22 protein-coding genes are annotated in these 22,781 nt (G+C 55.2%); 11 read left to right on the forward strand and 11 right to left on the reverse strand.

The annotated features are described in order from the left end of the window. Positions 1–4: 4 nt before the first annotated feature. Both osmF and BMF08_RS19175 read right to left on the reverse strand, forming a co-directional pair. Complete coding sequence (gene osmF, locus BMF08_RS19170) at positions 5–922, reverse strand: glycine betaine ABC transporter substrate-binding protein OsmF (protein ID WP_072569107.1); 918 nt, start codon at positions 920–922, stop codon at positions 5–7. A 66-nt stretch (positions 923–988) separates the two neighbouring features. Next, on the reverse strand, positions 989–2,227 hold the full coding sequence (locus tag BMF08_RS19175; protein ID WP_072569487.1) for an MFS transporter: 1,239 nt from the start codon (positions 2,225–2,227) through the stop codon (positions 989–991). Between the two features lie 154 nt (positions 2,228–2,381). Here BMF08_RS19175 and BMF08_RS19180 point away from each other — a divergent pair, with 154 nt between their 5' ends. Continuing rightward, positions 2,382–3,419 carry a hypothetical protein gene (locus BMF08_RS19180; protein WP_072569108.1) on the forward strand — a complete coding sequence of 346 codons (1,038 nt, stop codon included), beginning with the start codon at positions 2,382–2,384 and terminating at the stop codon, positions 3,417–3,419. A 228-nt stretch (positions 3,420–3,647) separates the two neighbouring features. On the opposite strand, the gene bglX is transcribed toward BMF08_RS19180, so the two are convergent. Continuing rightward, positions 3,648–5,945 (reverse strand): beta-glucosidase BglX, encoded by a 2,298-nt coding sequence (gene bglX / locus BMF08_RS19185; RefSeq protein WP_072569109.1) that lies wholly within the window; start codon positions 5,943–5,945, stop codon positions 3,648–3,650. A gap of 183 nt (positions 5,946–6,128) precedes the next feature. Here bglX and dld point away from each other — a divergent pair, with 183 nt between their 5' ends. Both dld and BMF08_RS19195 read left to right on the forward strand, forming a co-directional pair. After that, entirely contained in the window at positions 6,129–7,835 is a 1,707-nt protein-coding gene (gene dld, locus BMF08_RS19190; RefSeq protein ID WP_072569110.1) for a D-lactate dehydrogenase, read from the forward strand. A 151-nt stretch (positions 7,836–7,986) separates the two neighbouring features. Next, positions 7,987–8,541 (forward strand): GNAT family N-acetyltransferase, encoded by a 555-nt coding sequence (locus BMF08_RS19195; RefSeq protein WP_072569111.1) that lies wholly within the window; start codon positions 7,987–7,989, stop codon positions 8,539–8,541. Here the strand turns inward: BMF08_RS19195 and pbpG are convergent, their stop codons facing one another. After that, positions 8,542–9,492: a D-alanyl-D-alanine endopeptidase gene (pbpG, locus tag BMF08_RS19200; RefSeq protein WP_072569112.1), complete on the reverse strand. Its 951-nt coding sequence runs from the start codon at positions 9,490–9,492 to the stop codon at positions 8,542–8,544. It lies immediately after the preceding gene. Positions 9,493–9,665: 173 nt separating this feature from the next. After that, a complete protein-coding gene (locus BMF08_RS19205) occupies positions 9,666–10,253 on the reverse strand; it encodes a Yip1 family protein (protein ID WP_072569113.1) in 588 nt (195 codons plus the stop codon). Positions 10,254–10,428: 175 nt separating this feature from the next. Between BMF08_RS19205 and BMF08_RS19210 the strand changes: the two genes are divergently transcribed. Beyond that, entirely contained in the window at positions 10,429–10,998 is a 570-nt protein-coding gene (locus BMF08_RS19210; protein ID WP_072569114.1) for a DedA family protein, read from the forward strand. Between the two features lie 27 nt (positions 10,999–11,025). Here the strand turns inward: BMF08_RS19210 and BMF08_RS19215 are convergent, their stop codons facing one another. Continuing rightward, positions 11,026–11,796, reverse strand: a complete 771-nt coding sequence (locus BMF08_RS19215; RefSeq protein WP_072569115.1) for an SDR family oxidoreductase — start codon at positions 11,794–11,796, stop codon at positions 11,026–11,028. Between the two features lie 169 nt (positions 11,797–11,965). Between BMF08_RS19215 and yohP the strand changes: the two genes are divergently transcribed. Continuing rightward, entirely contained in the window at positions 11,966–12,049 is an 84-nt protein-coding gene (yohP, locus tag BMF08_RS19220; RefSeq protein ID WP_071785213.1) for a small membrane protein YohP, read from the forward strand. Positions 12,050–12,078: 29 nt separating this feature from the next. Here the strand turns inward: yohP and dusC are convergent, their stop codons facing one another. After that, positions 12,079–13,017, reverse strand: coding sequence for a tRNA dihydrouridine(16) synthase DusC (dusC, locus tag BMF08_RS19225; protein WP_072569116.1), 939 nt, complete (start codon positions 13,015–13,017; stop codon positions 12,079–12,081). A gap of 217 nt (positions 13,018–13,234) precedes the next feature. Here dusC and BMF08_RS19230 point away from each other — a divergent pair, with 217 nt between their 5' ends. The 4 genes from BMF08_RS19230 to sanA all read left to right on the forward strand — a co-directional run bounded on the left by BMF08_RS19230 (position 13,235) and on the right by sanA (position 16,188). Then, positions 13,235–13,633 (forward strand): CidA/LrgA family protein, encoded by a 399-nt coding sequence (locus BMF08_RS19230; RefSeq protein ID WP_072569117.1) that lies wholly within the window; start codon positions 13,235–13,237, stop codon positions 13,631–13,633. Then, complete coding sequence (locus tag BMF08_RS19235; RefSeq protein ID WP_072569118.1) at positions 13,630–14,325, forward strand: CidB/LrgB family autolysis modulator; 696 nt, start codon at positions 13,630–13,632, stop codon at positions 14,323–14,325. The genes BMF08_RS19230 and BMF08_RS19235 overlap by 4 nt, the downstream gene beginning before the upstream one ends. Positions 14,326–14,454: 129 nt before the next feature. After that, complete coding sequence (cdd, locus tag BMF08_RS19240) at positions 14,455–15,339, forward strand: cytidine deaminase (protein ID WP_072569119.1); 885 nt, start codon at positions 14,455–14,457, stop codon at positions 15,337–15,339. A 126-nt stretch (positions 15,340–15,465) separates the two neighbouring features. Beyond that, positions 15,466–16,188: an outer membrane permeability protein SanA gene (sanA, locus tag BMF08_RS19245; protein WP_072569120.1), complete on the forward strand. Its 723-nt coding sequence runs from the start codon at positions 15,466–15,468 to the stop codon at positions 16,186–16,188. On the opposite strand, the gene BMF08_RS19250 is transcribed toward sanA, so the two are convergent. After that, positions 16,185–17,411 carry an EAL and HDOD domain-containing protein gene (locus BMF08_RS19250; RefSeq protein ID WP_072569121.1) on the reverse strand — a complete coding sequence of 409 codons (1,227 nt, stop codon included), beginning with the start codon at positions 17,409–17,411 and terminating at the stop codon, positions 16,185–16,187. The genes sanA and BMF08_RS19250 overlap by 4 nt on opposite strands. Before the next feature lie 244 nt (positions 17,412–17,655). Between BMF08_RS19250 and BMF08_RS19255 the strand changes: the two genes are divergently transcribed. Further along, complete coding sequence (locus BMF08_RS19255; RefSeq protein WP_072569122.1) at positions 17,656–18,177, forward strand: hypothetical protein; 522 nt, start codon at positions 17,656–17,658, stop codon at positions 18,175–18,177. Between the two features lie 9 nt (positions 18,178–18,186). Next, complete coding sequence (locus BMF08_RS19260) at positions 18,187–18,639, forward strand: DUF421 domain-containing protein (protein ID WP_072569123.1); 453 nt, start codon at positions 18,187–18,189, stop codon at positions 18,637–18,639. A 397-nt stretch (positions 18,640–19,036) separates the two neighbouring features. Here the strand turns inward: BMF08_RS19260 and mglC are convergent, their stop codons facing one another. The 3 genes from mglC to mglB form a co-directional block, all read right to left on the reverse strand. Beyond that, on the reverse strand, positions 19,037–20,047 hold the full coding sequence (mglC, locus tag BMF08_RS19270; protein ID WP_072569125.1) for a galactose/methyl galactoside ABC transporter permease MglC: 1,011 nt from the start codon (positions 20,045–20,047) through the stop codon (positions 19,037–19,039). Between the two features lie 15 nt (positions 20,048–20,062). Next, a complete protein-coding gene (gene mglA / locus BMF08_RS19275) occupies positions 20,063–21,583 on the reverse strand; it encodes a galactose/methyl galactoside ABC transporter ATP-binding protein MglA (RefSeq protein ID WP_072569126.1) in 1,521 nt (506 codons plus the stop codon). 70 nt (positions 21,584–21,653) lie between these two features. Next, the gene (gene mglB, locus BMF08_RS19280) at positions 21,654–22,652 is read right to left on the reverse strand and encodes a galactose/glucose ABC transporter substrate-binding protein MglB (protein WP_072569127.1); all 999 of its coding nucleotides are present in this window, start codon (positions 22,650–22,652) and stop codon (positions 21,654–21,656) included. Positions 22,653–22,781: the final 129 nt, after the last annotated feature.

Here is a 22,781-nt window from a genome sequence, read left to right on the forward strand (position 1 = left end):
GTGATTACTTCACCAGTCCTTTTTGCTTCAGGTAGTCAGCGGCGACTTTCTTCGCGTCCAGCCCTTCCACGGCGATGCTGGCATTCAGCTGTTGCAGCGTTTTTTCATCGAGGCTGGCGAAGACCGGCTTCAGCCATTCGTCCAGCTGCGGATACGCTTTTAGCACCGCCTCGCGCACCACCGGCGTTGGGGCGTAAATCGGCTGTACGCCTTTCGGATCGGTCAGGGTTTGCAGACCCAGCGCCGCTACCGGGCCGTCGGTGCCGTAGGCCATGGCGGCATTCACGCCGGAGGTTTGCTGCGCCGCAGCTTTGATGGTCACAGCGGTATCGCCGCCCGCCAGCGACAGCAGCTGATCCTGATTCAGGTTAAAGCCATAGGCCTTTTCAAAGGCGGGCAGCGCATCGGCGCGTTCGATAAATTCCGCGGACGCCGCCAGTTTGAAGGTGCCGCCCTCTTTCAGGTAACGGCTCAGATCGTCAAGGGAGGTCAGCTTGCCCTTCTCCGCCACGTCTTTACGCACGGCGATAGTCCAGGTGTTGTTGGCGGGCGCAGGCGTCAGCCATACCAGCTTGTTCTGTTCGGCATCCAGTTTTTTGACTTTTTCATAGCCCTGCTGCGCGTTTTTCCACGCCGCGTCGTTTTCATCTTTAAAGAAGAACGCGCCATTGCCGGTGTATTCCGGATAAATATCCAGCTCGCCGGAGGTGATCGCCCCGCGCACCACCGGCGTGGTACCGAGTTGCACTTTATTAACGGTCTTCACGCCGTGGCTTTCCAGCACCTGCAAAATAATATTGCCCAGCAGCGCGCCTTCGGTATCAATTTTTGAACCGACCTTAATTGGCTCCGCCGCCAGCGCCGGCAGGCTCACCGCCGCGATCAACGCCAGTGAGCCAAGCATCCCCTTTTTGATTGTCATCGTGCTTTCCTCGTTTTTTGCCGTCTGCTATCAGCAGCTTGTGTAAAAAGCGTAGACGATATATCGCTAGTCTGCGGGGTTCTCTGGCAGCTTTAACGGTACGGTCATAATACTGGCCGAAAAATAGAGCAGCGCAATGACCCACAGCGTGCCTTCCACGCCCAGCGGACCCACGCACAACGTGACGATAACAGGCCCGGCAAAATTGCTCAGCCCCGAGCCAAGATTAAGACAGGAGATGGCGGTGCCTTTATTTTCCGGCAGCAGCGAGGGGACCAGCGCGCTCAGCGGCCCAAAGGCGCCGAGGCCGATGGCATAGAGCGCAAGCGCCATGAACAGCGCGGCATTGCTGTGACCAAAGATCACCGGCGCATAACAGACCGCCAGCGATGCCAGCCCGCAAAGGGTGCCGGAAAACCACATCACCGTATTGCGCCAGCCGATGGTGTCCCCCAGCCAGCCGAACAGATAGCTGGCGAAAATGTTCACCACATTGACCAGTCCCCAGATGGTCAGCCATTCGGCGATGCTGAAGCCGAAGCGCGGCAGATACATCGGCATGAGGATCACCAGCGAAAATTTGCCGATGTCATTGATGGTTTTGACCATCACCGCGAGCCGCATTTTCGGCTGGCGCACCAGCACCATAAGTCCCTCGCCCATCGCCTGACGGATGCTCTGGCTGCGGGTGAAACGGGGTCTGTCGCTATTGAGGATCAGCGCGCATACGGCTCCCAGCGCAACAAAAATAAAACCGCTGGCCAGGGTGGCGGTTTCCCCGATGGCGGGCAGCATCAGTCCTGAATACCAGGGTCCGACAATGGTCATGCCGACGCCAAAGGCGATCCAGAACCACGACACCGCGCGGCCTAATATCCGCGCTTCGCAGCGCTGGTTGATCCACACCAGAAAGGAGTAGGCAAACAGCGGATAGGCCACGCCGCGCAGGGCATAGCTGACGATCATCATCGGATAGTGGTTATCCGGCAGAGCGACAAAAATAAAGGGCACCGATCCGGCGAAATAGCACACCGTCGCCGCCCACATCAGCCGCCGCACGCCCAGTACGCCAGCGCCGATGCCGGAAAACCACGACACCGCCGCCACGCACAGGCCGAAAATTGAGGACAGCAGGCTGATATCGGTGGCCGCGAAGCCGCGCGTTTGCAGCATCGATGCCAGCCAGCTCTGTTCGATGGTCGCGCCGGTGATAAAGAGAAAGACGCCGATAAATCCCCAGCAAAGCTCGCGGGGCAAGCCGAGGCGCGCCCAGACGCCCCGCTGGATAAAAAGACTTTGATCCATGATGTTATCCTTAACAAGATTTTCGTCCCTGAAGGTGAAGGCCGCATTATGCGGATTACCGCCCGCCATTTTTGTGACGCGCTTTCTGAGTCTGGTGAAAACGTACTACAGTGTGCCGATAAATCTTTTACAGGACAGGTTAAGCGAGTATCAGATGTCACAATACTGGTGGAAGGATTTACTCGACCGCAATGGCCACTGGCAGGGGCTGGAACTGCAGGTGCAGGAAAGCGACTCTCCCGTGCAGGCCATGGAAATGTTAAGCGGCCATCATGGCCGTATGGCGCTACAGCTCCAGGGAGAAACACTGTTCTGGGCCACGATGCTTGCGGATCACTCAGGCGTCTGGCTGGTGTTTAATGCCGATCATCCGGGCCAGCAATCCTTGTTGCCGCCGGTGACTTCCGCAGACGTGGAATGGGTCCAAAAGCAGGCCGTACACGATCCGCTAAGCGAATGGTGTCGCTATTTTGCCCGACAGTTAATGACGGCCCCCACGCCGTTGTTGTCCGCGCGTCGGTGGTTGTTAAGACCCATGATGCCAGTAAGCGCAGCTCCGCGCCCCCTGGCGCAGCGACAGCCCGTTGCCGACTGGCGTTTTGAGTCGCCGACAAGCGCCGGAAATATCGGCTGCGACTGGGTGCTCTATGGCGAAGATTTCCCGGATGTAGCAGACCCGCAAAAAGTCATGCTGGTGGACTGGTGGTGGGGAGGCAATTTACTGCGGGGCCGCTATCCGATCGACCGCGATGCGGGACGCCTGAAATGGTGGCGGAAAAAAAGCCGTGAAGGGACATTGCCGCCGGTACTGGTCTGGTACATTGCCGGGCTGGCCTCCTTTGTGATCCTCGACGGACATTATCGCCTGCAGGCAGCAATCGATGAGGGCATTGCCCCTGAATTTGTGGTGCTCAGTGAACTGAATGAGCGGACGTTTACGCCGGATCCGGGCCAGCAGGCGCGGGTCGTTAAGGCATTAGAGATGCAGCAGCAGCGTAATCCGGGGTTTAACGTTGAGGGGATCAATCAGACCTTGATTAACCTTTATGATACCCGCTATCTGTACGCGTCCACCCACAGTCGGGCGATCCTCGGCGAGGGCACGGGCTGGGCGCGGGATTTAAGGAATTATTTGCAAAAGCATCAGTTGAGTGAATATCTGGGACGCATCATGGCACGGGTGAGTGAATAATAAATTTTGTATCCATTGTGACGCGCAGGAAGGCTTTGGCATGTTACACATGAGCAATGCGTTGCCCGGCGGCGCAAGCTTGCCGGGCCTACAAATTAGTCCGCAGACCGGATAAGCCCGTAGGCCGGGTAAAACGGTAGGCCGGGTAAGACGCCGTCGCCACCCGGCGAAACAGAAAAGCAAAAAAAACGCCACCGGACGGTGGCGTTGGGGATTACGGAAAAAGGATCACAGCAGTTCGAACTCGCCCTGCTTCACGCGGGCGGAATCGGTGCCGATAAAGACGTTAAATTTGCCCGGCTCCGCATCGTATTTCATCTGCTGGTTCCAGAACTTCAGCGCCTCAATATCGATCGGGAAGCTGACGGTCTGGGTCTCACCCGGTTTCAGGGTGATTTTTTCAAAGCCCTTCAGCTGTTTCACCGGACGGCTCATCGAGGCGGTCACGTCCTGCAGATACATTTGCAGTACCGTTGCGCCTTCGCGTTTGCCGGTATTAGTCACCTCAACGCTTGCCGTCACCGTGCCGTCACGCTTCATGGTTGGCGCAGACAGTTTCACATCAGACACGCTGAACGTGGTGTAGCTCAGGCCATAGCCAAACGGATACAGCGGGCCGTTCGCTTCGTCGAAGTAGCGCGAGGTGTACTTGTTCGGCTTATCAGCGTTATACGGACGACCGGTGTTCAGGTGGCTGTAGTAGACCGGGATCTGCCCGACAGAGCGCGGGAAGGACATCGGCAGCTTGCCGGACGGGTTGTAATCGCCAAACAGCACATCGGCGATAGCGTTTCCGCCTTCGGTGCCCGCAAACCAGGTTTCGAGGATCGCATCCGCCTGCTGATCTTCTTTCACCAGCGCCAGCGGACGACCATTCATCAGCACCAGCACCAGCGGTTTACCGGTGGCTTTTAGCGCCGCGATCAGATTGCGCTGGCTTTGCGGCAGGGTGAGATCGGTACGGCTGGAGGCTTCATGGGCCATACCCTGGGCTTCGCCGACCACGGCCACCACCACGTCAGACTGATTCGCCACTTTTACCGCTTCGTCGATCATCGCCTGCGGCGTGCGTTCATCCACCTGCACCGCCGGTTCGTACTGGTTTAAGAAGGTGACAATGTCTTTGTCATCGGTGATATTCGCGCCTTTCGCGACTATCACTTTGCCCTGGTCGCCGATGGCGTTTTTAATGCCGGTCAGCACGGTCACGGACTGATCCGCCACCCCTGCCGCCGACCAGCTACCCATCACGTCGCGCTTGCTGTCAGCCAGCGGGCCCACCACCGCGATGGTGGCATTCTTTTTCAGCGGCAGCGTATCAAGACGGTTTTTCAGCAGCACCAGGCTTTCGCGCGCCACTTCACGGGCTTCTTTACGATGCAGACGGCTTTCGGCGTTGGTGTCCTGCGGATCGGTCTCTTTCGCGCCCAGGTGGCTGTACGGATCGTTAAACAACCCCATATCATATTTCACGTTCAGCACGTGACGGGTGGCGTCATCCAGTTCAGCCATGGTCACTTTGCCGTTTTTGATCAGATCCGGCAGGTATTTGCTGTAATACTCATCGGCCATGCTCATATCGACGCCGGATTTCAGCGCCACGCGCACGGCGTCTGCCGGATCGGCGGCGGTACCGTGTTTAATCAGCTCTTTGATCGCGCCGTGGTCAGAAATGGTGATGCCTTTAAAGCCCCACTCCTTGCGCAGCAGATCTTTTAACAGCCAGGGATCGGAGGCCGCAGGGGTGCCGTTAAGGGAGTTCAGGGCGATCATCACCCCGCCGCTGCCCGCGTCCAGCGCCGCTTTGTACGGCGGCATGTAGTCGTTGAACAGACGCTGCGAGCTCATGTCGACGCTGTTGTACTCTTTACCGCCTTCCACCGCGCCGTAAGCGGCGAAGTGTTTCACGCTGGTCATTACCGAATAGCGATCCGCCGGGCTTTTACCCTGCATGGATTCCACCATGGTTTTACCCATGCTGGCGGTCAGGTAAGTATCTTCCCCGAAGCCTTCGGAACCCCGGCCCCAGCGCGGATCGCGGGAGACGTCGACCATCGGCGCCCAGGTCATGTTCAGGCCATCGTCAGCGGCTTCATAAGCGGAAATGCGGCCGACGGTTTTCACCGCCTCAAGGTTAAAGGAGGACGCGAGACCGAGGCTAATCGGGAAGACGGTGCGCTGACCGTGCACCACGTCGTAGGCAAAGAACAGCGGGATTTTCAGGCGGCTGAGCTGCATCGCCTGATCCTGCATGGCGCGAATGTCCTGGCGGGTAACGGTGTTAAAAATCGCCCCGACCTGACTTGCTTTGATCATCTCGCGGATGGCTTCTTTCGGGTTATCCGGCCCGACGCTGATAAGACGTAACTGACCGATTTTTTCATCGGTGGTCATTTTGCCGAGTAATTCGGTGACAAAGGCATCACGCGCTTCCGGCGTAAGGGGATGATTGCCGGTCGTTTCTTCCGCCAGCGCGGGTTGCAGCGCCAGACTCACAGCGACACCTACAGAACATAGCCATTTCATGTCGTATATCTCTCGTAATTACAGCCGTATCAGCGGCAGAGCGTGCGAAAACCGCAGTGTGCCATAATCGTAGTAGCTGTTGCAGGGTTATTCTCTTATTTTTCTGACGATTACTTCCGCGTGATGTATTTTCCCGCGCTATGCTTTAAAGCGTCAATTTTGCCCCGCCACAAGGAGTGGATCATGTCTGGTCATCATCCTGATAATAACGCTGCTTTTTTGCAGGAACTTACCCGCCTCGTGGGCCACGCCCATCTGCTGACTGAACCGGCCAAAACCGCGCGCTACCGTAAAGGCTTCCGCTCGGGCCAGGGCGATGCGCTGGCCGTCGTCTTCCCCGGCTCGCTGCTGGAACTGTGGCATGTGCTGAGCGCCTGCGTGCGCGCCGATAAAATTATTCTTATGCAGGCGGCGAACACCGGTCTTACCGCAGGATCAACGCCGGACGGCAATGATTACGACCGCGAGATCGTCATCATCAGCACGCTGCGTCTCGATAAGCTGCACCTGCTGGAAAAAGGCGAGCAGGTGCTGGCGTATCCGGGCACCACCCTTTATTCGCTGGAAAAAGCGCTCAAACCGCTGGGTCGTGAACCCCACTCGGTGATTGGATCCTCATGCATAGGCGCGTCGGTCATTGGCGGCATCTGTAACAACTCCGGCGGCTCGCTGGTACAGCGCGGCCCGGCCTACACCGAAATGTCGCTGTTTGCGCGTATTAATGAAGACGGCCAGTTACAGCTGGTGAACCATCTGGGGATCGATCTGGGCAGCACGCCGGAGCAGATCCTCAGCAAGCTGGACGACGATCGCATTAACGACGCCGATGTGCGTCACGATGGCCGCCACGCCCACGATCACGACTATATTACCCGCGTACGCGACATCACGGCTGACACTCCGGCGCGCTATAACGCCGATCCGGATCGCCTGTTTGAATCCTCCGGCTGCGCGGGCAAGCTCGCGGTCTTTGCCGTGCGTCTGGACACCTTCCCGGCGGAAAAACGCCAGCAGGTATTTTACATCGGCACCAATCAGCCGGAGGTGCTGACGGAGATCCGCCGACATATTCTGGCGAACTTCACCCATCTGCCGGTGGCGGGTGAGTATATGCATCGCGATATTTACGACATCGCCGCGCGCTACGGGAAAGACACTTTCCTGATGATCGACAAGCTCGGCACCGACAAAATGCCGATGTTCTTCACCCTGAAAGGCCGCACCGACGCGATGCTGGAAAAAGTACCGCTGGTGAAACCGCACTTTACCGACCGGGCGATGCAGAAGCTGGGCAATCTGTTCCCGAACCATCTGCCGCCGCGCATGAAAACCTGGCGGGATAAGTACGAACATCATCTGCTGCTGAAAATGTCCGGCGAGGGCATTGCGGAAGCACAGAGCTGGCTGAAGTCCTACTTCGCTGATGCAGAGGGCGATTTCTTCGCCTGTACCACCGAAGAAGGCAATAAAGCCTTCCTGCACCGCTTTGCGGCGGCGGGGGCGGCAATCCGTTATCAGGCAGTGCATGCGGAGGAAGTGGAAGATATTCTGGCGCTGGATATTGCCCTGCGGCGCAACGACGAGCAGTGGTTTGAAACGCTGCCGCCTGAAATCGACAGCCAGTTAGTTCACAAGCTCTATTACGGGCATTTCATGTGCTACGTCTTCCATCAGGATTACATCGTGAAAAAAGGCGTCGATGCCCATGCGCTGAAAGAGCAGATGCTGGCGCTGTTGCATGCGCGCGGGGCGCAGTATCCGGCGGAACATAATGTCGGTCACCTGTACGAAGCGGCAGAAAGTTTAAAACAATTTTATCGCAGCAATGACCCGACAAACAGCATGAACCCCGGCATCGGCAAGACTTCAAAGCTAAAAAACTGGGCGTAATGCAAACCGAAAGCGTAACCGCATAGCGCAAGCCCGGCGCTATGCATTGCACTGTGATGTATGGGGTATTCCGTGTTCCTTTTTCGTACTAGAGTAGCGCTATGTCGCCATAGAAACGTTTCTATGGCATGCCATTCAGGAGCCTATGCCCATGTCTGTTATTGATGTTTTAACGGGAATTGAAGTGGAGGTTCGCGATGCACGGCCTGACGATGCCCATGCCGTAGCCGCGATCTACGCCTGGCATGTGCTCCACGGGCGTGCCTCTTTTGAAGAAGTCCCGCCCACCGTCGATGAGATGCGCGAACGCATCGAGGCGGTGACCGCCGACGGGCTGCCCTGGCTGCTGGCGCTCTATCGCGGCATTGTGGTCGGCTACTGCTACGCCAGACCTTATCGTCCGCGCCACGCCTACCGTTTCACTATTGAAGAATCCATTTATGTGGACGCCAGCATGACCGGTCACGGCATTGGCGGCGCGCTGATGGATGCGCTGATCGCGCGCTGCGAAGAAGGCCCGTGGCGGCAGATGATCGCCATTGTCGGCGACGGCCATAATAATGCCGGTTCCCTGCGCCTGCATGAAAAACACGGCTTTACCGTGGCAGGCCAGCTGCGCAGCGTCGGCTATAAGAAAGGTGACTGGCGGGATACGTTGATTATGCAGCGCCCGCTCAACGACGGTGACTGGACGCTGCCGGAATAATTAATCGTTCTGCGCGGTTTGCTCGCCTGCGGCACTGCCGCCGCTGCTGACCATTTGCGCCGCTTTCTGGCGCTTATAGGCCAGCGCCGCCGCCGGTACAGGCTGCGCTTTACCGGTTTCGATCCAGGTGCGCAGACGGCTGGCATCCGCAAAGTGGGTGTATTTGCCGAAGGCATCCATCACCACCAGCGCCACGGATTTGCCGTTAATCACCGTACGCATCACCAGGCAATGACCCGCCGCATTGGTGAAGCCGGTTTTGGTCAGCTGAATATTCCAGTTATCGCGGTATACCAGATGGTTGGTATTACGGAACGGCAGCGTGTAGGCCGGGCTGCTGAAGGTCGCCATCTCTTCCCGCGTGGTGCTTAACTGACCGAGCAGCGGATACTGTTTGGTCGCCACCAGCAAGCGCGTCAGATCCCGCGCCGTAGAGACATTATGGATCGACAGCCCCGTCGGCTCCACAAAGCGCGTGTTACGCATTCCCAGGGCTTTGGCTTTGGCGTTCATCGCGCGGATAAAGGCGTCATAGCCCCCCGGATAATGGTGCGCCAGGCTCGCCGCCGCGCGGTTCTCCGAGGACATCAACGCCAGCAGCAGCATATTCTTACGGCTGATTTCACTGTTTAAGCGCACGCGGGAATAGATACCTTTCATCTCCGGCGTATGGCTGATATCCACTTTCAGTTTTTCATCCAGCGGCAGGCTGGCGTCCAGCACCACCATCGCCGTCATCAGCTTGGTAATGGACGCGATCGGACGCACCAGATCGGGGTGACTGGAATAGATCACCTCATTGGTTTTCAGATCGACAATCATCGCGCTGCCGGAGGCAATTTCGGGCTGGGCAGAAGTCGCGACTGCGGAGGTTTTCGCCAGCGCCTGTGGCATGACAGGCACGCTCAGTAATAACGCAAGGCTTAATAAGGAAACACGGAATTTCAGCATGGTGAGGCTTCTGATAATTATTCACGCACGTAATAACGCGCACCGCTAATGTCGGCAATTAAAAAATAACAAAAGCTGGCTAAGGCATGATAGCCGCCCGTTCGGGTTGTCGCCACAGAAGAATCGTTGCATAAGGTTGCATTGCTGGCATTCACGCCAGCAATGCAATTAGCTCAGAACAGCCGGTAACCGTAGCCCCAGAGGATCACCGTCAGCGCCAGCAGCACTTCCAGCACCAGCACGCCGATGGCGAGGGTCGAACCGGAAAAGTTTAGGCTTTCTTCACGATTGATATTGAGGAAGGTGGGAATGCCGACATAAAGCAGATAACCGGTCCACAACAGCGCCGCGGTGCCCACCAGCGCGCACAGCCAGACCAGCGGATAAAGCGCGACGATACCGCTTAAAAACAGCGGCGTGGCGACATAACCGGCAAACACCATACAGCGCGCCAGCGACGGACGCTGCGGTATGTTACGCGCCATCCAGTAAATCACCCGGCCCATCACCGCCACCCCTGCCAGCATCAGGGCGTAAAACAGAACGCCCAGATAAAAGCCGGTGAACAGCGAGAGTTGCATGACGTTGCCATCGCCAAAGTCCCAGCCGATCTGCGTGGTGCCGATAAAGGCGCAGATCACCGGAATGGCGGCCATCAGTAAAACGTGGTGCGTATAGTGGTGCGAAACCGTTTCGTTTTCGCGTTTAATTACCTGCATTTCACGATCGGGATGGGAAAAGAGTCCCCAGACATGGTTCATAACGCCCCCTTGCAGTCAGCCGAACGTCGACCCTGTAAGTATAATGCATGAATTGGTTATTTTTTGAGCGAAACGATAAGTCTGATAAATAGTCAGTCAACGGACGTTGCGATCCGGTTCGCGTTTGAGGGTGTATGCTTTAAAAAATGGATGTAAACAATGAGTTGAATTTGTCGTGGATATAAACGGTCTGATAGCCCAGTACGGCTATGCGGCGCTGGTGATCGGCAGCGTGGCGGAAGGTGAAACCATTACCCTGCTCGGCGGCGTGGCGGCCCATCAGGGTTTGCTTCGTTTCTGGCTGGTGGTGGCGGCGGTGGCGCTCGGCGGTATGATTGGCGACCAGCTGTTGTACCTGCTCGGGCGGCGTTACGGCGAGCGCATTCTGCGACGCTTTTCCCGTCACCAGAAGAAAATCACCCGCGCGCAGAAACTGATCCAGCGGCGGCCTTATCTCTTTGTGATCGGCACGCGCTTTATGTACGGTTTTCGCATTATCGGCCCGCTACTGATTGGCGCGAGCCGCCTGCCGCCAAAAGTCTTTCTGCCGCTGAATATTCTGGGGGCCATTGTCTGGGCGCTGATTTTCACCACCCTGGGCTATGTGGGCGGCGAGGTGATAGGACCCTGGCTGCACCATCTGGATCAGCATCTGAAGCATGGGGTGTGGATCGTTCTGGCGCTGGCGATTGCCCTGGCGCTGCGTTACTGGTTTACCCGCCGTCGCGATAAGGACGACGAATAAGCCGGGCTACGGCCCGGCCTGTAAAGCTTATTTTGCGTTGAACTGCGGGTTCGCCAGCATAAAGCCGCCATCGACGATAAACGACTGGCCGGTGGTGTAGCTCGACTCTTCCGAGCACAGCCAGCCCACCAGGCTTGCGATCTCCTGGGTTTTACCAGGGCGGGTCAGGGGGACAATCGGCAGCGAGCCGTCTTTGGCGTCTTCGTCGTCCATATCGTTCATTGGCGTGGCGATAGCGCCAGGGGCGACGGCATTAACCAGAATACGGTGATCCACCAGCTCCAGCGCCATGGATTTGGTCAGCCCGCCCAGTGCATGTTTGGCGGCGGTGTAGGCGCTGGCTTCCGGCAGCGGGGTGTGTTCATGCACTGAAGTGATATTCACGATGCGCCCGCCCTGTCCCTGCTCCGCCATTTTGCGCGCGGCGATTTGCGAGCACAGAAACGCGCCATCGACATCAACGGTAAACACCTTACGCCAGTCGTCAAACGCCACTTCAAGGAAGGGCGCTTTACTCATCGCCCCGGCGTTATTCACCAGCGCATCAATACGACCGAAACGTTCGATCAGCGTGTTGATGGCCTCTGCACCTTCCGGCAGGTTTCCCAGATCAAGGTGCACATGTTCTGCGCGTCGCCCCAGCGCCTCCACTTCCTTAGCGGTGGCTTTGGCGCCTTCCTCATCGGAATGCCAGGTAATACCAATATCGAAGCCCTGCTTAGCCAGCACCAGCGCGCACTGTTTGCCGATACCTGAATCTGACGCCGTAACGATGGCAACTTTATTCGTCGAAACCATGTAGAACTCCTCCGGGAAATGAGCCTTTAGCGGCAAAGAGGTAAGTATAGGTAATTCACGAGGGTTAACAGGCTGATGCAGAAACGATCTTCGCGATCGACCAGGCAAAGCTGCCAATGTGTGCCTAAACTTATTCGTGCAGGCATATGACTCTTAAAAGGAAAGGACGATGAAAATTTTACTATGGGCGGTTTTGATTATTTTTCTGATTGGGCTGTTGGTGGTGACCGGCGTGTTTAAAATGATTTTCTGAAAATTGCCCCCGTTATGGGGGCAAGTCATTTATAAAGCTACTGAATCTATCGCCGCCGCAATGGCGGCCGAATGTTTCAGGATGCGCACCTGTTCAAAGAGCGCGGTGGCTTCAGCATATTCTTTACGTAAATATCCTAACCACTGCTTGATACGCGCCACGTGATACAGCCCGGTATCGCCCTGCTTCTCAAGCTGGCTGTAGCGCTGCAACAGTTGCACCACTTCCGGCCACGGCATGCGCGGCGCGTTGTATTTCACCACCCGGCTTAAGTTCGGCACATTGAGCGCCCCGCGGCCAATCATCACCGCATCGCAGCCCGTTGCCGCCATGCAATCCTGCGCGCTTTGCCAGTCCCAGATCTCACCGTTAGCCACCACCGGGATGGTCAGGCGTTTGCGGATCTCGCCAATCGCCGCCCAGTTGATGCGCTCGGCTTTGTAGCCGTCTTCTTTGGTACGGCCATGCACCACCAGCTCGCTGGCCCCTGCCTGCTGCACGGCATCGGCGATTTCAAACTGTTTATCGCCGGAATCCCAGCCGAGACGGATTTTTACCGTCATCGGCAGATGCGCAGGCACCGCTTCGCGCATCGCTTTTGCGCCCCGGTAAATGAGGTCAGGATCTTTCAGTAAGGTGGCCCCGCCGCCGCTGCCGTTCACCAGCCGCGACGGGCAGCCGCAGTTGAGATCGACGCCCCAGGAGCCCAGTTCGACGGCGCGGGCGGCGTTTTCCGCCAGCCATTGCGGGTATTGTCCCAGTAACTGCACGCGCACCGGCGTGCCGCTGGGGGTACGGCTTTGATGCTGTAATTCCGGACAGATTTTATAGAAGGATTTTACCGGCAGTAGCTGATCGACCACGCGCAAAAATTCGGTGATGCAGTGATCGTAATCGTTCACGCTGGTCAGCAGCTCACGCACCAGCGAATCGAGCACGCCTTCCATCGGAGCCAGTAATACACGCATAACAATACCCAATAATTAAGAGGCGCGTATGGTAGCGTCTCTGTGGCGGGGAGGAAAGAGGCCAGCCGCCGGAGGGCGGGCGGTTTTACGCCTAATCTTGTGTGAATGCATAACGTTAATCTCAGGATTCTTTGTTATGCTCGGCTGCATGTTGTGATCGGTAGCACATTTCAGATTTTAATTGTATGATGAATGCATCTCGTCAAGGGTAGTCACCATGAATAAATCACTCATTGTTGTCTGGCAATATCTGCGTGCGTTTGTCCTGATTTATGCCTGTCTGTACGCGGGTATCTTTATCGCCTCGCTGCTGCCGATCACCATTCCGGGCAGCATTATCGGCATGCTGATTATGTTCCTGCTGCTGGCGCTGCAAATTCTGCCGGCAAAATGGGTGAACCCCGGCTGCTATGTATTGATCCGCTATATGGCGCTGCTGTTCGTGCCCATTGGCGTCGGCGTGATGCAATATTATGACGTGCTGATCGCCCAGTTCGGGCCGGTAGTGGTCTCCTGCGCCGTCAGTACGCTGGTGGTATTTCTGGTGGTCAGCTGGAGTTCGCACATTGTGCACGGCGAACGCAAAATCGTCGGTGAGAAGGAGCAGAAACAATGATGGCTTCGATCTGGTGGTCTTTGCCGCTCACGCTGGCGGTATTCTTCGCGGCGCGCAAACTGGCGACCCGTTTTCGTATCCCGTTACTGAACCCGCTGCTGGTTTCCATGGTGGTGATCATCCCTTTTCTGCTGCTGACCGGCATTCCTTATGAGCGTTACTTTCAGGGCAGTAAAATTCTCAACGATCTGCTGCAACCGGCGGTGGTGGCGCTGGCGTATCCCTTATACGAACAGCTGCATCAGATCCGCGCCCGCTGGAAATCCATCATCACCATCTGTTTTGTCGGCAGCCTGGTGGCGATGATCACCGGGACATCTATTGCGCTGCTGATGGGAGCGACGCCGGAAATCGCCGCCTCCATCCTGCCGAAATCCGTGACCACGCCCATTGCCATGGCGGTAGGCGGCAGCCTCGGCGGTATTCCCGCCATCAGCGCCATGTGCGTGATTTTTGTCGGTATTCTGGGCGCGGTGTTCGGCCATACCCTGCTTAATGTGATGCGTATTCGCACCAAAGCATCGCGCGGCCTGGCGATGGGTACCGCCTCGCACGCGCTGGGCACTGCCCGCTGCGCCGAGCTGGATTATCAGGAGGGCGCGTTCAGTTCGCTGGCGCTGGTGATCTGCGGCATTATCACCTCGCTGCTGGCCCCCTTTGTCTTCCCGCTGATCCTTGCGGTGATGGGCTAAAATTTGCGATGCGTCGCGCATTTTTCATTTGAATTTCATAAGTTGCATATACAGTGTGATATGAATCACATATAAAGGCCTGACCGGCCCGTAAACTACGCTCCCATTACACTGTTATGAGGCAATGCCATGCATTCACGTTTTCACGCTGCTTTCGCAAGTCTCGCGGCGGATCTGCAATCCGCGCTGGCGCCGGTTCTGGCGGATGAGCACTTCCCTGCCCTGCTGACCGCGGAGCAGGTCGCCATGCTTAAAAACGCAACGCGACTGGACGAAGACGCACTGGCTTTCGCGCTGTTACCCCTCGCCGCGGCCTGCGCACGCACGCCGGTGTCGCATTTTAACGTCGGCGCTATTGCCCGCGGCGTCAGCGGCACCTGGTATTTTGGCGGCAATATGGAATTTATCGGCGCGACCATGCAGCAAACGGTGCATGCCGAGCAGAGCGCCATCAGCCATGCCTGGCTGCGCGGCGAAAAATCTCTCGCGTCTGTCACCGTTAACTACACCCCTTGCGGTCACTGCCGTCAGTTTATGAACGAGCTGAACAGCGGTCTGTCACTGCGTATTAACCTGCCGGGGCGCGATCCCCATACGCTGGCCGATTACCTGCCGGATGCCTTCGGGCCGAAGGATCTGGAGATTAAAACGCTGCTGATGGACGAAGAAAATCACGGCTTTGCCGTTACCGGCGATGCGCTGACGCAGGCAGCCATTACTGCGGCGAACCAGAGTCATGCGCCTTACAGTCAGGCTCCGGCCGGGCTGGCGCTGGAGTGTCGCGACGGCACGGTATTCTCCGGCCGTTACGCCGAGAACGCCGCCTTTAACCCGTCGCTGCCGCCGTTGCAGGGCGCGCTGAACCTGCTCAGCCTGAATGGTTATGATTACCCGGACATTCAGCGCGCGGTGCTGGCCGAAAAAGCCGATGCGACCCTGACCCAGTGGGACGCCACCGCCGCCACGCTGAAAGCCCTGGGCTGCCAGAATATCGATCGCGTACTGCTGGCCTGATCCCCTTTACTGCGGACGTTCGCGTCCGCAGTGATGAAAATCTTCGCAATCGAACCGCCGTTTCTTGCGCAAAACCGGCGCGTAAAGTAGCCTGAGTGAAATTTCTTCCTTTACTGAGCTATCTGCATGTTGAAGCGTTTGTTTTACAGCCTGTTAGTCCTCATCGGCTTGCTGCTGTTTACTGCGCTTGGACTGGACCGCTGGATCAGCTGGAAAACTGCGCCTTATATCTACGACGATTTGCAGGATTTGCCCTACCGACAGGTGGGGGTGGTGCTCGGTACCGCCAAATATTACCGCACCGGCGTCATCAATCAGTATTACCGTTACCGCATTCAGGGAGCGCTCAACGCCTATAACAGCGGCAAGGTGAATTACCTGTTGCTGAGCGGCGATAACGCCCAGCAGAGCTACAACGAGCCGGTGACCATGCGTAAGGATTTGATTGCCGGTGGCGTCGATCCGCAGGATATCGTGCTGGATTACGCGGGCTTCCGTACGCTGGATTCCATTGTGCGCACGCGTAAAGTCTTCGATACCAACGACTTTATTATTATCACCCAGCGTTTTCACTGCGAGCGGGCGCTGTTTATCGCCCTGCATATGGGGATCCAGGCGCAGTGTTATGCCGTGCCGTCGCCGAAAGATATGCTGACCGTGCGCATCCGTGAATTTGGCGCGCGGCTCGGCGCGCTGGCGGATCTGTATGTCTTCAAACGCGAGCCGCGTTTCCTTGGGCCGCTGGTGCCTATTCCGAACGTCAGTGAAACTACTGACGACGCGCAGGGCTATCCGGCGGTGACGCCGGAGCAGCTCAGTGAGCAGCTGAGCAAGCCTAAAGGCCGTTAGGCCGAGATATTATCGGCCCACTCAATCGACTGCTGCATCGCCCCGATAACCGTCGCCTGATCCAGCTTAAAGCTGTCCAGCAGCGCGCCGGCGTTATCCCAGTCCTGTTCCTCGTAAAGACGGGCCAGCGTCAGGAATTGCCAGATCACCCCTTCGTGCTTCGTTAACGCGTTCATGACGTTCTCCGGCAGCAGAATTTGCCGGAACAGATCTTCCATGGAAATGCCCAGAATGGTGTCGAGCAGCGAGAACAGGCCGCAGAAAAAGGCATCGCCCGAAAGCCGCGCGTTGCCGGTTTCTTTCGCCATCAGTTCACAGAACATGCCGCGCACCAGGCTCATATGATAGAGCTGGTCGGTTTTCACATCCGCCATATTGGTCAGGCAGGAAATGGAGACAAAGCGCCGCACTTCGTTAATGCCTAAATAAAGCAGCGTATCCCTGAGGGTGGCGTTTTTACCCAGTACAATGCCGCGGTTTTTAAACAGCACATTTTTGGTGTAACGCATCAGGGTATAGGAGAGGGTCAAATCACGCTTGAGGTAATTCTCAACTTTGAACATATCAGGATTAGGGGTGTTCACTTCCTGAATAAGCTGAAGCTGTAATACCTTACCGGGGGCCAGGCGCTTGTTTTTGATAATTTCCGGCTTACTGTAGAAATAACCCTGATATAAGTGAAAACCGAAGGCTTTGTAGCGTTCAAATTCCTCGGCGGTTTCGACTTTTTCCGCCAGCAATTTTACCTTACTGAGGTGTTTCTTATGCTGGTTGATGTACTGGGTAATTTCTTCAAAGGAGTAAGCGCGGATGTCGAACTTCACAATGCTGATGTACGGCATAAAGCGTTCCCAGCCGTTCTCCAGCGTAAAGTCATCCAGCGCAATCTTGAAGCCCCAGCCAAACAGACGACGCACCGCGTCAAAGAGCTCATCGGTGGGTTTTGCCGTTTCGAGGATTTCGATCACCACTTTGTCATGAGGCAGCGTATCCGCAAAGCCCTGGACGATCATCTCCGGCGGGAAATTGATAAAACAGTTATTATTGCCGACCAGCTTGGGTAGTGAGGTCGAGAGAAACAGATCGGAGATGATCTGTCTGGTGGCGTATTCCGGCGAGACATCCGGAAACCGATTCGTCATGCCGTCGCGAAAGAGCAACTCATAGGCGACCGTCGACATGTTCTTGTCAAATACCGGTTGCCGGGCGATGAATGAATACATGAGATTGCCTCCATGGCGTATACGCATTGACGGAAATGAATGTCGCGATCCGCCCTCTTAAAACCTGTTTTATCTTATACCATGATTTGGCAATTTATTCCCGGCACGCACGGTGACCAGCTTTAATAGTAATAGCATAGTCTGGCAGCTTTAAACGCGCCTCGTTAAACATCTCACCTATACTGATGGCAGGATTTACAAAACATGACGAATTAGTACGTTTTCCATTTTGCATGGAGAGGCTATGAAAATCAGGTCATCATCTTCCACACCCCCTTCCCATTCACAACCCGTATCGGAAAATGCGTTCTGGCTGAATTTTGAAGCGAATGCCCGACGCTACGGCTTTTTTCTGCTGCTGTTAATCGTCATCGCGGCGCTGTGCGGCGCGTTTTCTAAGGGCTGGCTCAGCCACCAGCAACGTACCACGGCGGACGGCGGCCTGACGCTGGAGTATGAGCGCTTTAACCGGCTGATGAGCGATGCGGAAATGAAAATTGTCGTCCATGCAGGCACCCGTAAAGAGGTCACTGTGGTGCTGGGAGGGGATTTTATGGAAACCTTCCAGATTACCACCCTCCAGCCGCAGCCCGATCGTATGCAGGCGCAGAACAACCGGCTGGTGCTGAGCTGGTCACGCGACGCGCTTCCGGCAGACCATGCCATCTGGCTGGGCGTGCAGCCTTTGCAGTGGGGCCAAAGCCAAAGCACGGTAGCTGTGGATCAGGGGCCCTCTCTCCCCTTCTGGCAATTTATTTACCCGTAGGAGCTTGTCATGGATATGGTTTTAAGAGCGATTGCTATCTATCTGATCCTGGTGGTGGTCTTCAAGATCGCCGGACGGCGGGCGCTGCTGCAAATGACCTCGTTTGATTTGATTTTACTGCTCATCATCAGCGAAGCGACCCAGCAGGCGCTGCTCGGTAATGACTTTTCCGTGACTGGGGCGGCCCTGACCATCATTACGCTGGTGGTGGTGGACATTCTGTTTGGCTTACTGAAAAAATATCTGCCGTCCGTGGAAGCGGCTATTGACGGTACGCCGGTGATCCTCGTCGAAAACGGGCGACTGCTGGAAGCGAAAATGAAGAAAGCAGATATTTCCTGTGCTGATATTATAGTGTCCGCCCGCAATAACCACGGCATTGATAAGTTGTCGGATATTAAATTCGCTATTCTTGAACAAAACGGGCACATCTCGATTATTCCGCTGTCAGAGTCTTCATAAAGGCCGACAGGCACATCTTAAGGTTACCTTAAGCTGATAAGCACTATACTTACTGAGGCTTTAACATTATTTTTACACTGAGCCAGCAAGAAGGGGCCTCACCATTGACAGAATAGCCAAAATCGCACTGCGTCGCCGGGGCATTGGCGTAAGAGAAAAAATTGTTCGCTATCGCGGTCAGTCGGTCTTATTCCGGCTGAACGGCGAGGCGTATGATGTGTATACCAACGAAGAAAAGATCGCTTCTCTTGAAACCAATAATATTAACGAAGCCATCCAGCTGTATAAAATTTTAGAAGCGAAACATTAAGTTGCCGGGTGGCGGTTAATTGCAGGCCCGGCAAACAGAGCCATAAAAAAACCCACGCTAACGTGGGTTTTTTGTTTAAGCCGGTACTTATTTTTTGCGCGCGTACTTCAGGGAGTCCAGCGCCACGGCGAAGATGATGATGCCGCCTTTAATAATGTACTGCCAGTACGGGTTCACGCCGATATAGGTCAGGCCATAGTTGATGACGGTAAAGATGATCACACCGGTCACCACGCCAAACACCGTACCCACGCCGCCGCTGAAGGAGACGCCGCCCACCACGCAGGCTGCGATGGCGTCCAGCTCATACATAAAGCCGAGGTTGTTGGTTGCAGAGCCGATACGCCCCGCTTCCAGCATCCCGCCGAAGGCGTAGAACACGCCGGACAGGGCATAGATCATCAGCAGGTTCAGCGCCACGTTCACGCCGGAGACTTTTGCCGCTTCCGGGTTGCCGCCGATAGCAAAAATGTTTTTGCCGAAGCGGGTTTTGTTCCACAGCACCCAGACGAAGGCCACGGCGATCAGCGCGTAGAAGGTGATGTAGGACAGACGGAAGGTGCCGAGCGCCACAAAGCCCTGGGTAAAGGTCGAGAAGCCGCTGTCAAAGCCGGAAATCGGCGACGCGCCCACGAAGTCGTAGTACAGGGAGTTGATGCCGTACACGATGATCATGGTGCCGAGGGTGGTGATAAACGGCGTTACGTTCAGGTACGCAATGATAATGCCGTTGATAAGGCCGATGATCGCGCCAATCACGCAGACGATAGCCACAACAGCAATAATCGGCATGGTCGCCATTTCCGGGAACACCTTGTTGGCGTTCTCCATCGACTGCAACAGCGTCGCCGCGACCACCGCCGCCAGACCGACCTGACGACCAGCCGACAGGTCAGTACCCTGGGTGACGATCAGCCCTGCCACGCCCAGCGCGATGATAATACGCACTGAGGACTGGGTAAGAATGTTACTTAAGTTCAGCAGGCTTAAGAAGGTTGGATCCTGGAAAATAATAATGGCCAGTAACACTAAAAGAACGACGTAAATACCGCCCTCTTTCAGATAAGTGAGAAAGCTTTTTTTATTTAACGCACTCATGAGGAGCCCCTGATCTTAAAGGTGCAAAGACGCAAGACGCAAAATTTCGTTTTGCGTTGTCGTTTTAGTGTCAACAATTCCGGAAACGAGGCCATTGCTCATTACCAGAATACGGTCAGTGATCCCTAACAATTCCGGCATTTCAGACGAAATGATAATGATCCCTTTGCCTTTCTTAGCCAGCTCTGCAATCAACTGGTAAATTTCAAATTTCGCACCTACGTCGATACCGCGCGTCGGTTCATCGAGCATCAGGATTTCCGGCTGGGTCAGCAACCAGCGGCCGATAATGACTTTCTGCTGGTTACCACCGGAGAGGGAACCAATCTGCGTGCGATGACCCGGCGTTTTAACGCGCATGGCGTCAATTACCCACTGGGTATCGCTCTTCATGCGGGAGTTATCCAGCAGACCGACTTTGTTTTTGTAGTTCTGAATATTGGAAATAAGTGAGTTAAATCCAATGTCCAGATAGGCGTAAATGCCCGTTGAGCGGCGCTCTTCCGTCACCAGCGCAAAGCCGTTATTAATGGCTTCGTTAGCGGTGTGGTTATTAATCGGCTTATCGTGCAGCTTAATGGTACCGGATGATTTTTCGCGGATACCAAACAGGGTTTCCACAATATCGGTACGCTTCGCCCCCACCAGCCCGGCAATACCGAGGATTTCGCCTTTACGCAGATCGAAAGAGACATCGCGAATGGAAGGCTGCCGCAGTGAGGTCAGGTTGCGCACTTCCAGAATGGTTTCGCCAGGGACGTTTTGTTTGTCCGGGAAACGCTGGTTCAGCGAGCGGCCCACCATCATGGCGATGATCTTGTCCATATCCAGCCCTTCCAGCGGCTGGGTGGCAATCCACTGTCCGTCGCGCAGAATGGTGATTTCATCACACAGCTGGAAGATCTCTTCCATTTTGTGCGAGATATAGACGATGCCGCAGCCGCGATCTTTCAGCTTGCGGATAATTTTGAACAGATGATTAACTTCTTTTTCCGTCAGCGATGAGGTCGGTTCATCCATGATGACGATTTTGGCGTCATAGGAGAACGCTTTAGCGATCTCAATCATCTGCATTTGCGAAACAGATAAGGTACCGACGCGCGCTTTCGGGTCAATATCAATATCCAGTTCGTCGAAAATATCTTTGGTGTCTTTATACATTTTGTCCTGATCGACAAACACGCCTTTGGTGGGATAACGCCCCAGCCACATGTTGTCCATTACAGAACGCTGTAATACCAGGTTTAATTCCTGGTGAACCATAGAGATACCGTTTTCCAGTGCTTCTTTAGTTGAATGGAAATCGATCTCTTTCCCCTGAAAAAGAATGCTGCCGGAATCTTTTTGATAGATCCCAAAAAGGCATTTTAACAATGTGGATTTGCCCGCCCCGTTCTCACCCATTAATGCATGGATGGAATGTGGACGAACTTTTAAATTCACATTATCGAGCGCCTTAACGCCAGGAAACGACTTGTTGATACCGCTCATTTCCAACAAGAATTCGCCTGACGACTGAGTAGTATTGCTGACCATATTTATACCTTGTTGGCCTGGCACATCGCGTTATAAAAGGGCGCAAATTAATGCGCCCAGTGGAACCTTCTTATTTGTTGCTGAACTGAGAGAGGTTTTCTTTATCAACACCAACGTAAGGAATACGGACAACTTTATTGTCGAGTTTCCAGTTGGTGCCGGCAGTGGCTTCTTTACCGTCGGCCAGGTTTTTCGCCAGATCGAAGGTGGCTTTCGCCTGGTTGTTGGCATCGTTCAGAACGGTACCGGCCAGCGCGCCAGATTTAACCAGTGCCAGCGCTTCTGGCAGGGCATCCACGCCAAATACCGGCACTGCTGATTTGTTGTGGGCTTTCAGCGCTTCTACCGCGCCCATTGCCATCGCATCGTTGTTGGCGATAACCACTTCGATTTTGTTAGCGTTCGGGCCAGAGAGCCACGCGTCCATTTTGTCTTTCGCCATTGCGGTATCCCACATGGCGGTATCCATTTGCAGCTGCTGGGTTTTGATGCCCTTGTCATTCAGCTCTTTGATAACGTAAGTGGTACGTGCTTCAGCATCCGGGTGGCCCGGCTCGCCTTTCAGCAGCACGAACTGGATCTGGCCGTCTTTGTTCAGATCCCAGCCCTGGTTAGCCGCCCAGTGTTTGGCAATCAGATCGCCCTGGATAATACCGGACTCTTTAGAGTCAGTACCGACGTAATAAGCTTTGTCGTAGCTGTCCAGCGCTTTACGTGAAGGTTCTTTGTTGTAGAAAACGATAGGAACGTTTTGACCACGTGCTTTTTCGATAACCGTGCCCGCCGCTGCCGGGTCAACCAGGTTAATAGCCAGGGCTTTCACGCCTTTTGCCAGCAGAACGTCGATCTGGTCGTTCTGTTTGGACTGGTCGTTCTGCGAGTCGTTCATCAGCAGTTCAACGCCCTGCGCTTCTTTAGCATCTTTCTCAATTGCTTTACGTACAACAGACATGAAGTTGTCGTCGTATTTATAAATGGTCACACCAATGCGGGTATCCGCAGCATTTGCAGCCGCGCCAAAAAGCATGCTTGCCATAACAGCAGACAGAGTCAAAACCTTCTTATTCATGGTATCTCCGGGTTTATGCAGGGTAGTTCTTGTGAATAATGATCGGCAGGACAGCAGGTTGGTGAAACGTTACTGTCGCCGAAGGTCACTTAAAATTATTTTCTTCCGTGTTCGGTAACGCTCCAGAAT

Source organism: Enterobacter sp. SA187 (assembly GCF_001888805.2).
In the GTDB taxonomy this organism is placed as follows: Bacteria; Pseudomonadota; Gammaproteobacteria; order Enterobacterales; family Enterobacteriaceae; genus Enterobacter_D.

Excerpts from the sequence above, each read along its gene's own strand:
- BMF08_RS19180 (WP_072569108.1), top strand. The coding sequence starts at position 2,382 with ATGTCACAATACTGGTGGAAGGATTTACTCGACCGCAATGGCCACTGG.
- BMF08_RS19235 (WP_072569118.1), top strand. The coding sequence starts at position 13,630 with ATGATGGCTTCGATCTGGTGGTCTTTGCCGCTCACGCTGGCGGTATTC.
- BMF08_RS19250 (WP_072569121.1), bottom strand. The coding sequence starts at position 17,411 with ATGTATTCATTCATCGCCCGGCAACCGGTATTTGACAAGAACATGTCG.
- BMF08_RS19255 (WP_072569122.1), top strand. The coding sequence starts at position 17,656 with ATGAAAATCAGGTCATCATCTTCCACACCCCCTTCCCATTCACAACCC.
- cdd (WP_072569119.1), top strand. The coding sequence starts at position 14,455 with ATGCATTCACGTTTTCACGCTGCTTTCGCAAGTCTCGCGGCGGATCTG.
- BMF08_RS19175 (WP_072569487.1), bottom strand. The coding sequence starts at position 2,227 with ATGGATCAAAGTCTTTTTATCCAGCGGGGCGTCTGGGCGCGCCTCGGC.
- pbpG (WP_072569112.1), bottom strand. The coding sequence starts at position 9,492 with ATGCTGAAATTCCGTGTTTCCTTATTAAGCCTTGCGTTATTACTGAGC.
- dld (WP_072569110.1), top strand. The coding sequence starts at position 6,129 with ATGTCTGGTCATCATCCTGATAATAACGCTGCTTTTTTGCAGGAACTT.
- BMF08_RS19195 (WP_072569111.1), top strand. The coding sequence starts at position 7,987 with ATGTCTGTTATTGATGTTTTAACGGGAATTGAAGTGGAGGTTCGCGAT.
- BMF08_RS19230 (WP_072569117.1), top strand. The coding sequence starts at position 13,235 with ATGAATAAATCACTCATTGTTGTCTGGCAATATCTGCGTGCGTTTGTC.
- BMF08_RS19215 (WP_072569115.1), bottom strand. The coding sequence starts at position 11,796 with ATGGTTTCGACGAATAAAGTTGCCATCGTTACGGCGTCAGATTCAGGT.
- BMF08_RS19260 (WP_072569123.1), top strand. The coding sequence starts at position 18,187 with ATGGATATGGTTTTAAGAGCGATTGCTATCTATCTGATCCTGGTGGTG.
- bglX (WP_072569109.1), bottom strand. The coding sequence starts at position 5,945 with ATGAAATGGCTATGTTCTGTAGGTGTCGCTGTGAGTCTGGCGCTGCAA.
- osmF (WP_072569107.1), bottom strand. The coding sequence starts at position 922 with ATGACAATCAAAAAGGGGATGCTTGGCTCACTGGCGTTGATCGCGGCG.
- dusC (WP_072569116.1), bottom strand. The coding sequence starts at position 13,017 with ATGCGTGTATTACTGGCTCCGATGGAAGGCGTGCTCGATTCGCTGGTG.
- sanA (WP_072569120.1), top strand. The coding sequence starts at position 15,466 with ATGTTGAAGCGTTTGTTTTACAGCCTGTTAGTCCTCATCGGCTTGCTG.
- BMF08_RS19205 (WP_072569113.1), bottom strand. The coding sequence starts at position 10,253 with ATGAACCATGTCTGGGGACTCTTTTCCCATCCCGATCGTGAAATGCAG.
- mglB (WP_072569127.1), bottom strand. The coding sequence starts at position 22,652 with ATGAATAAGAAGGTTTTGACTCTGTCTGCTGTTATGGCAAGCATGCTT.
- yohP (WP_071785213.1), top strand. The coding sequence starts at position 11,966 with ATGAAAATTTTACTATGGGCGGTTTTGATTATTTTTCTGATTGGGCTG.
- mglA (WP_072569126.1), bottom strand. The coding sequence starts at position 21,583 with ATGGTCAGCAATACTACTCAGTCGTCAGGCGAATTCTTGTTGGAAATG.
- mglC (WP_072569125.1), bottom strand. The coding sequence starts at position 20,047 with ATGAGTGCGTTAAATAAAAAAAGCTTTCTCACTTATCTGAAAGAGGGC.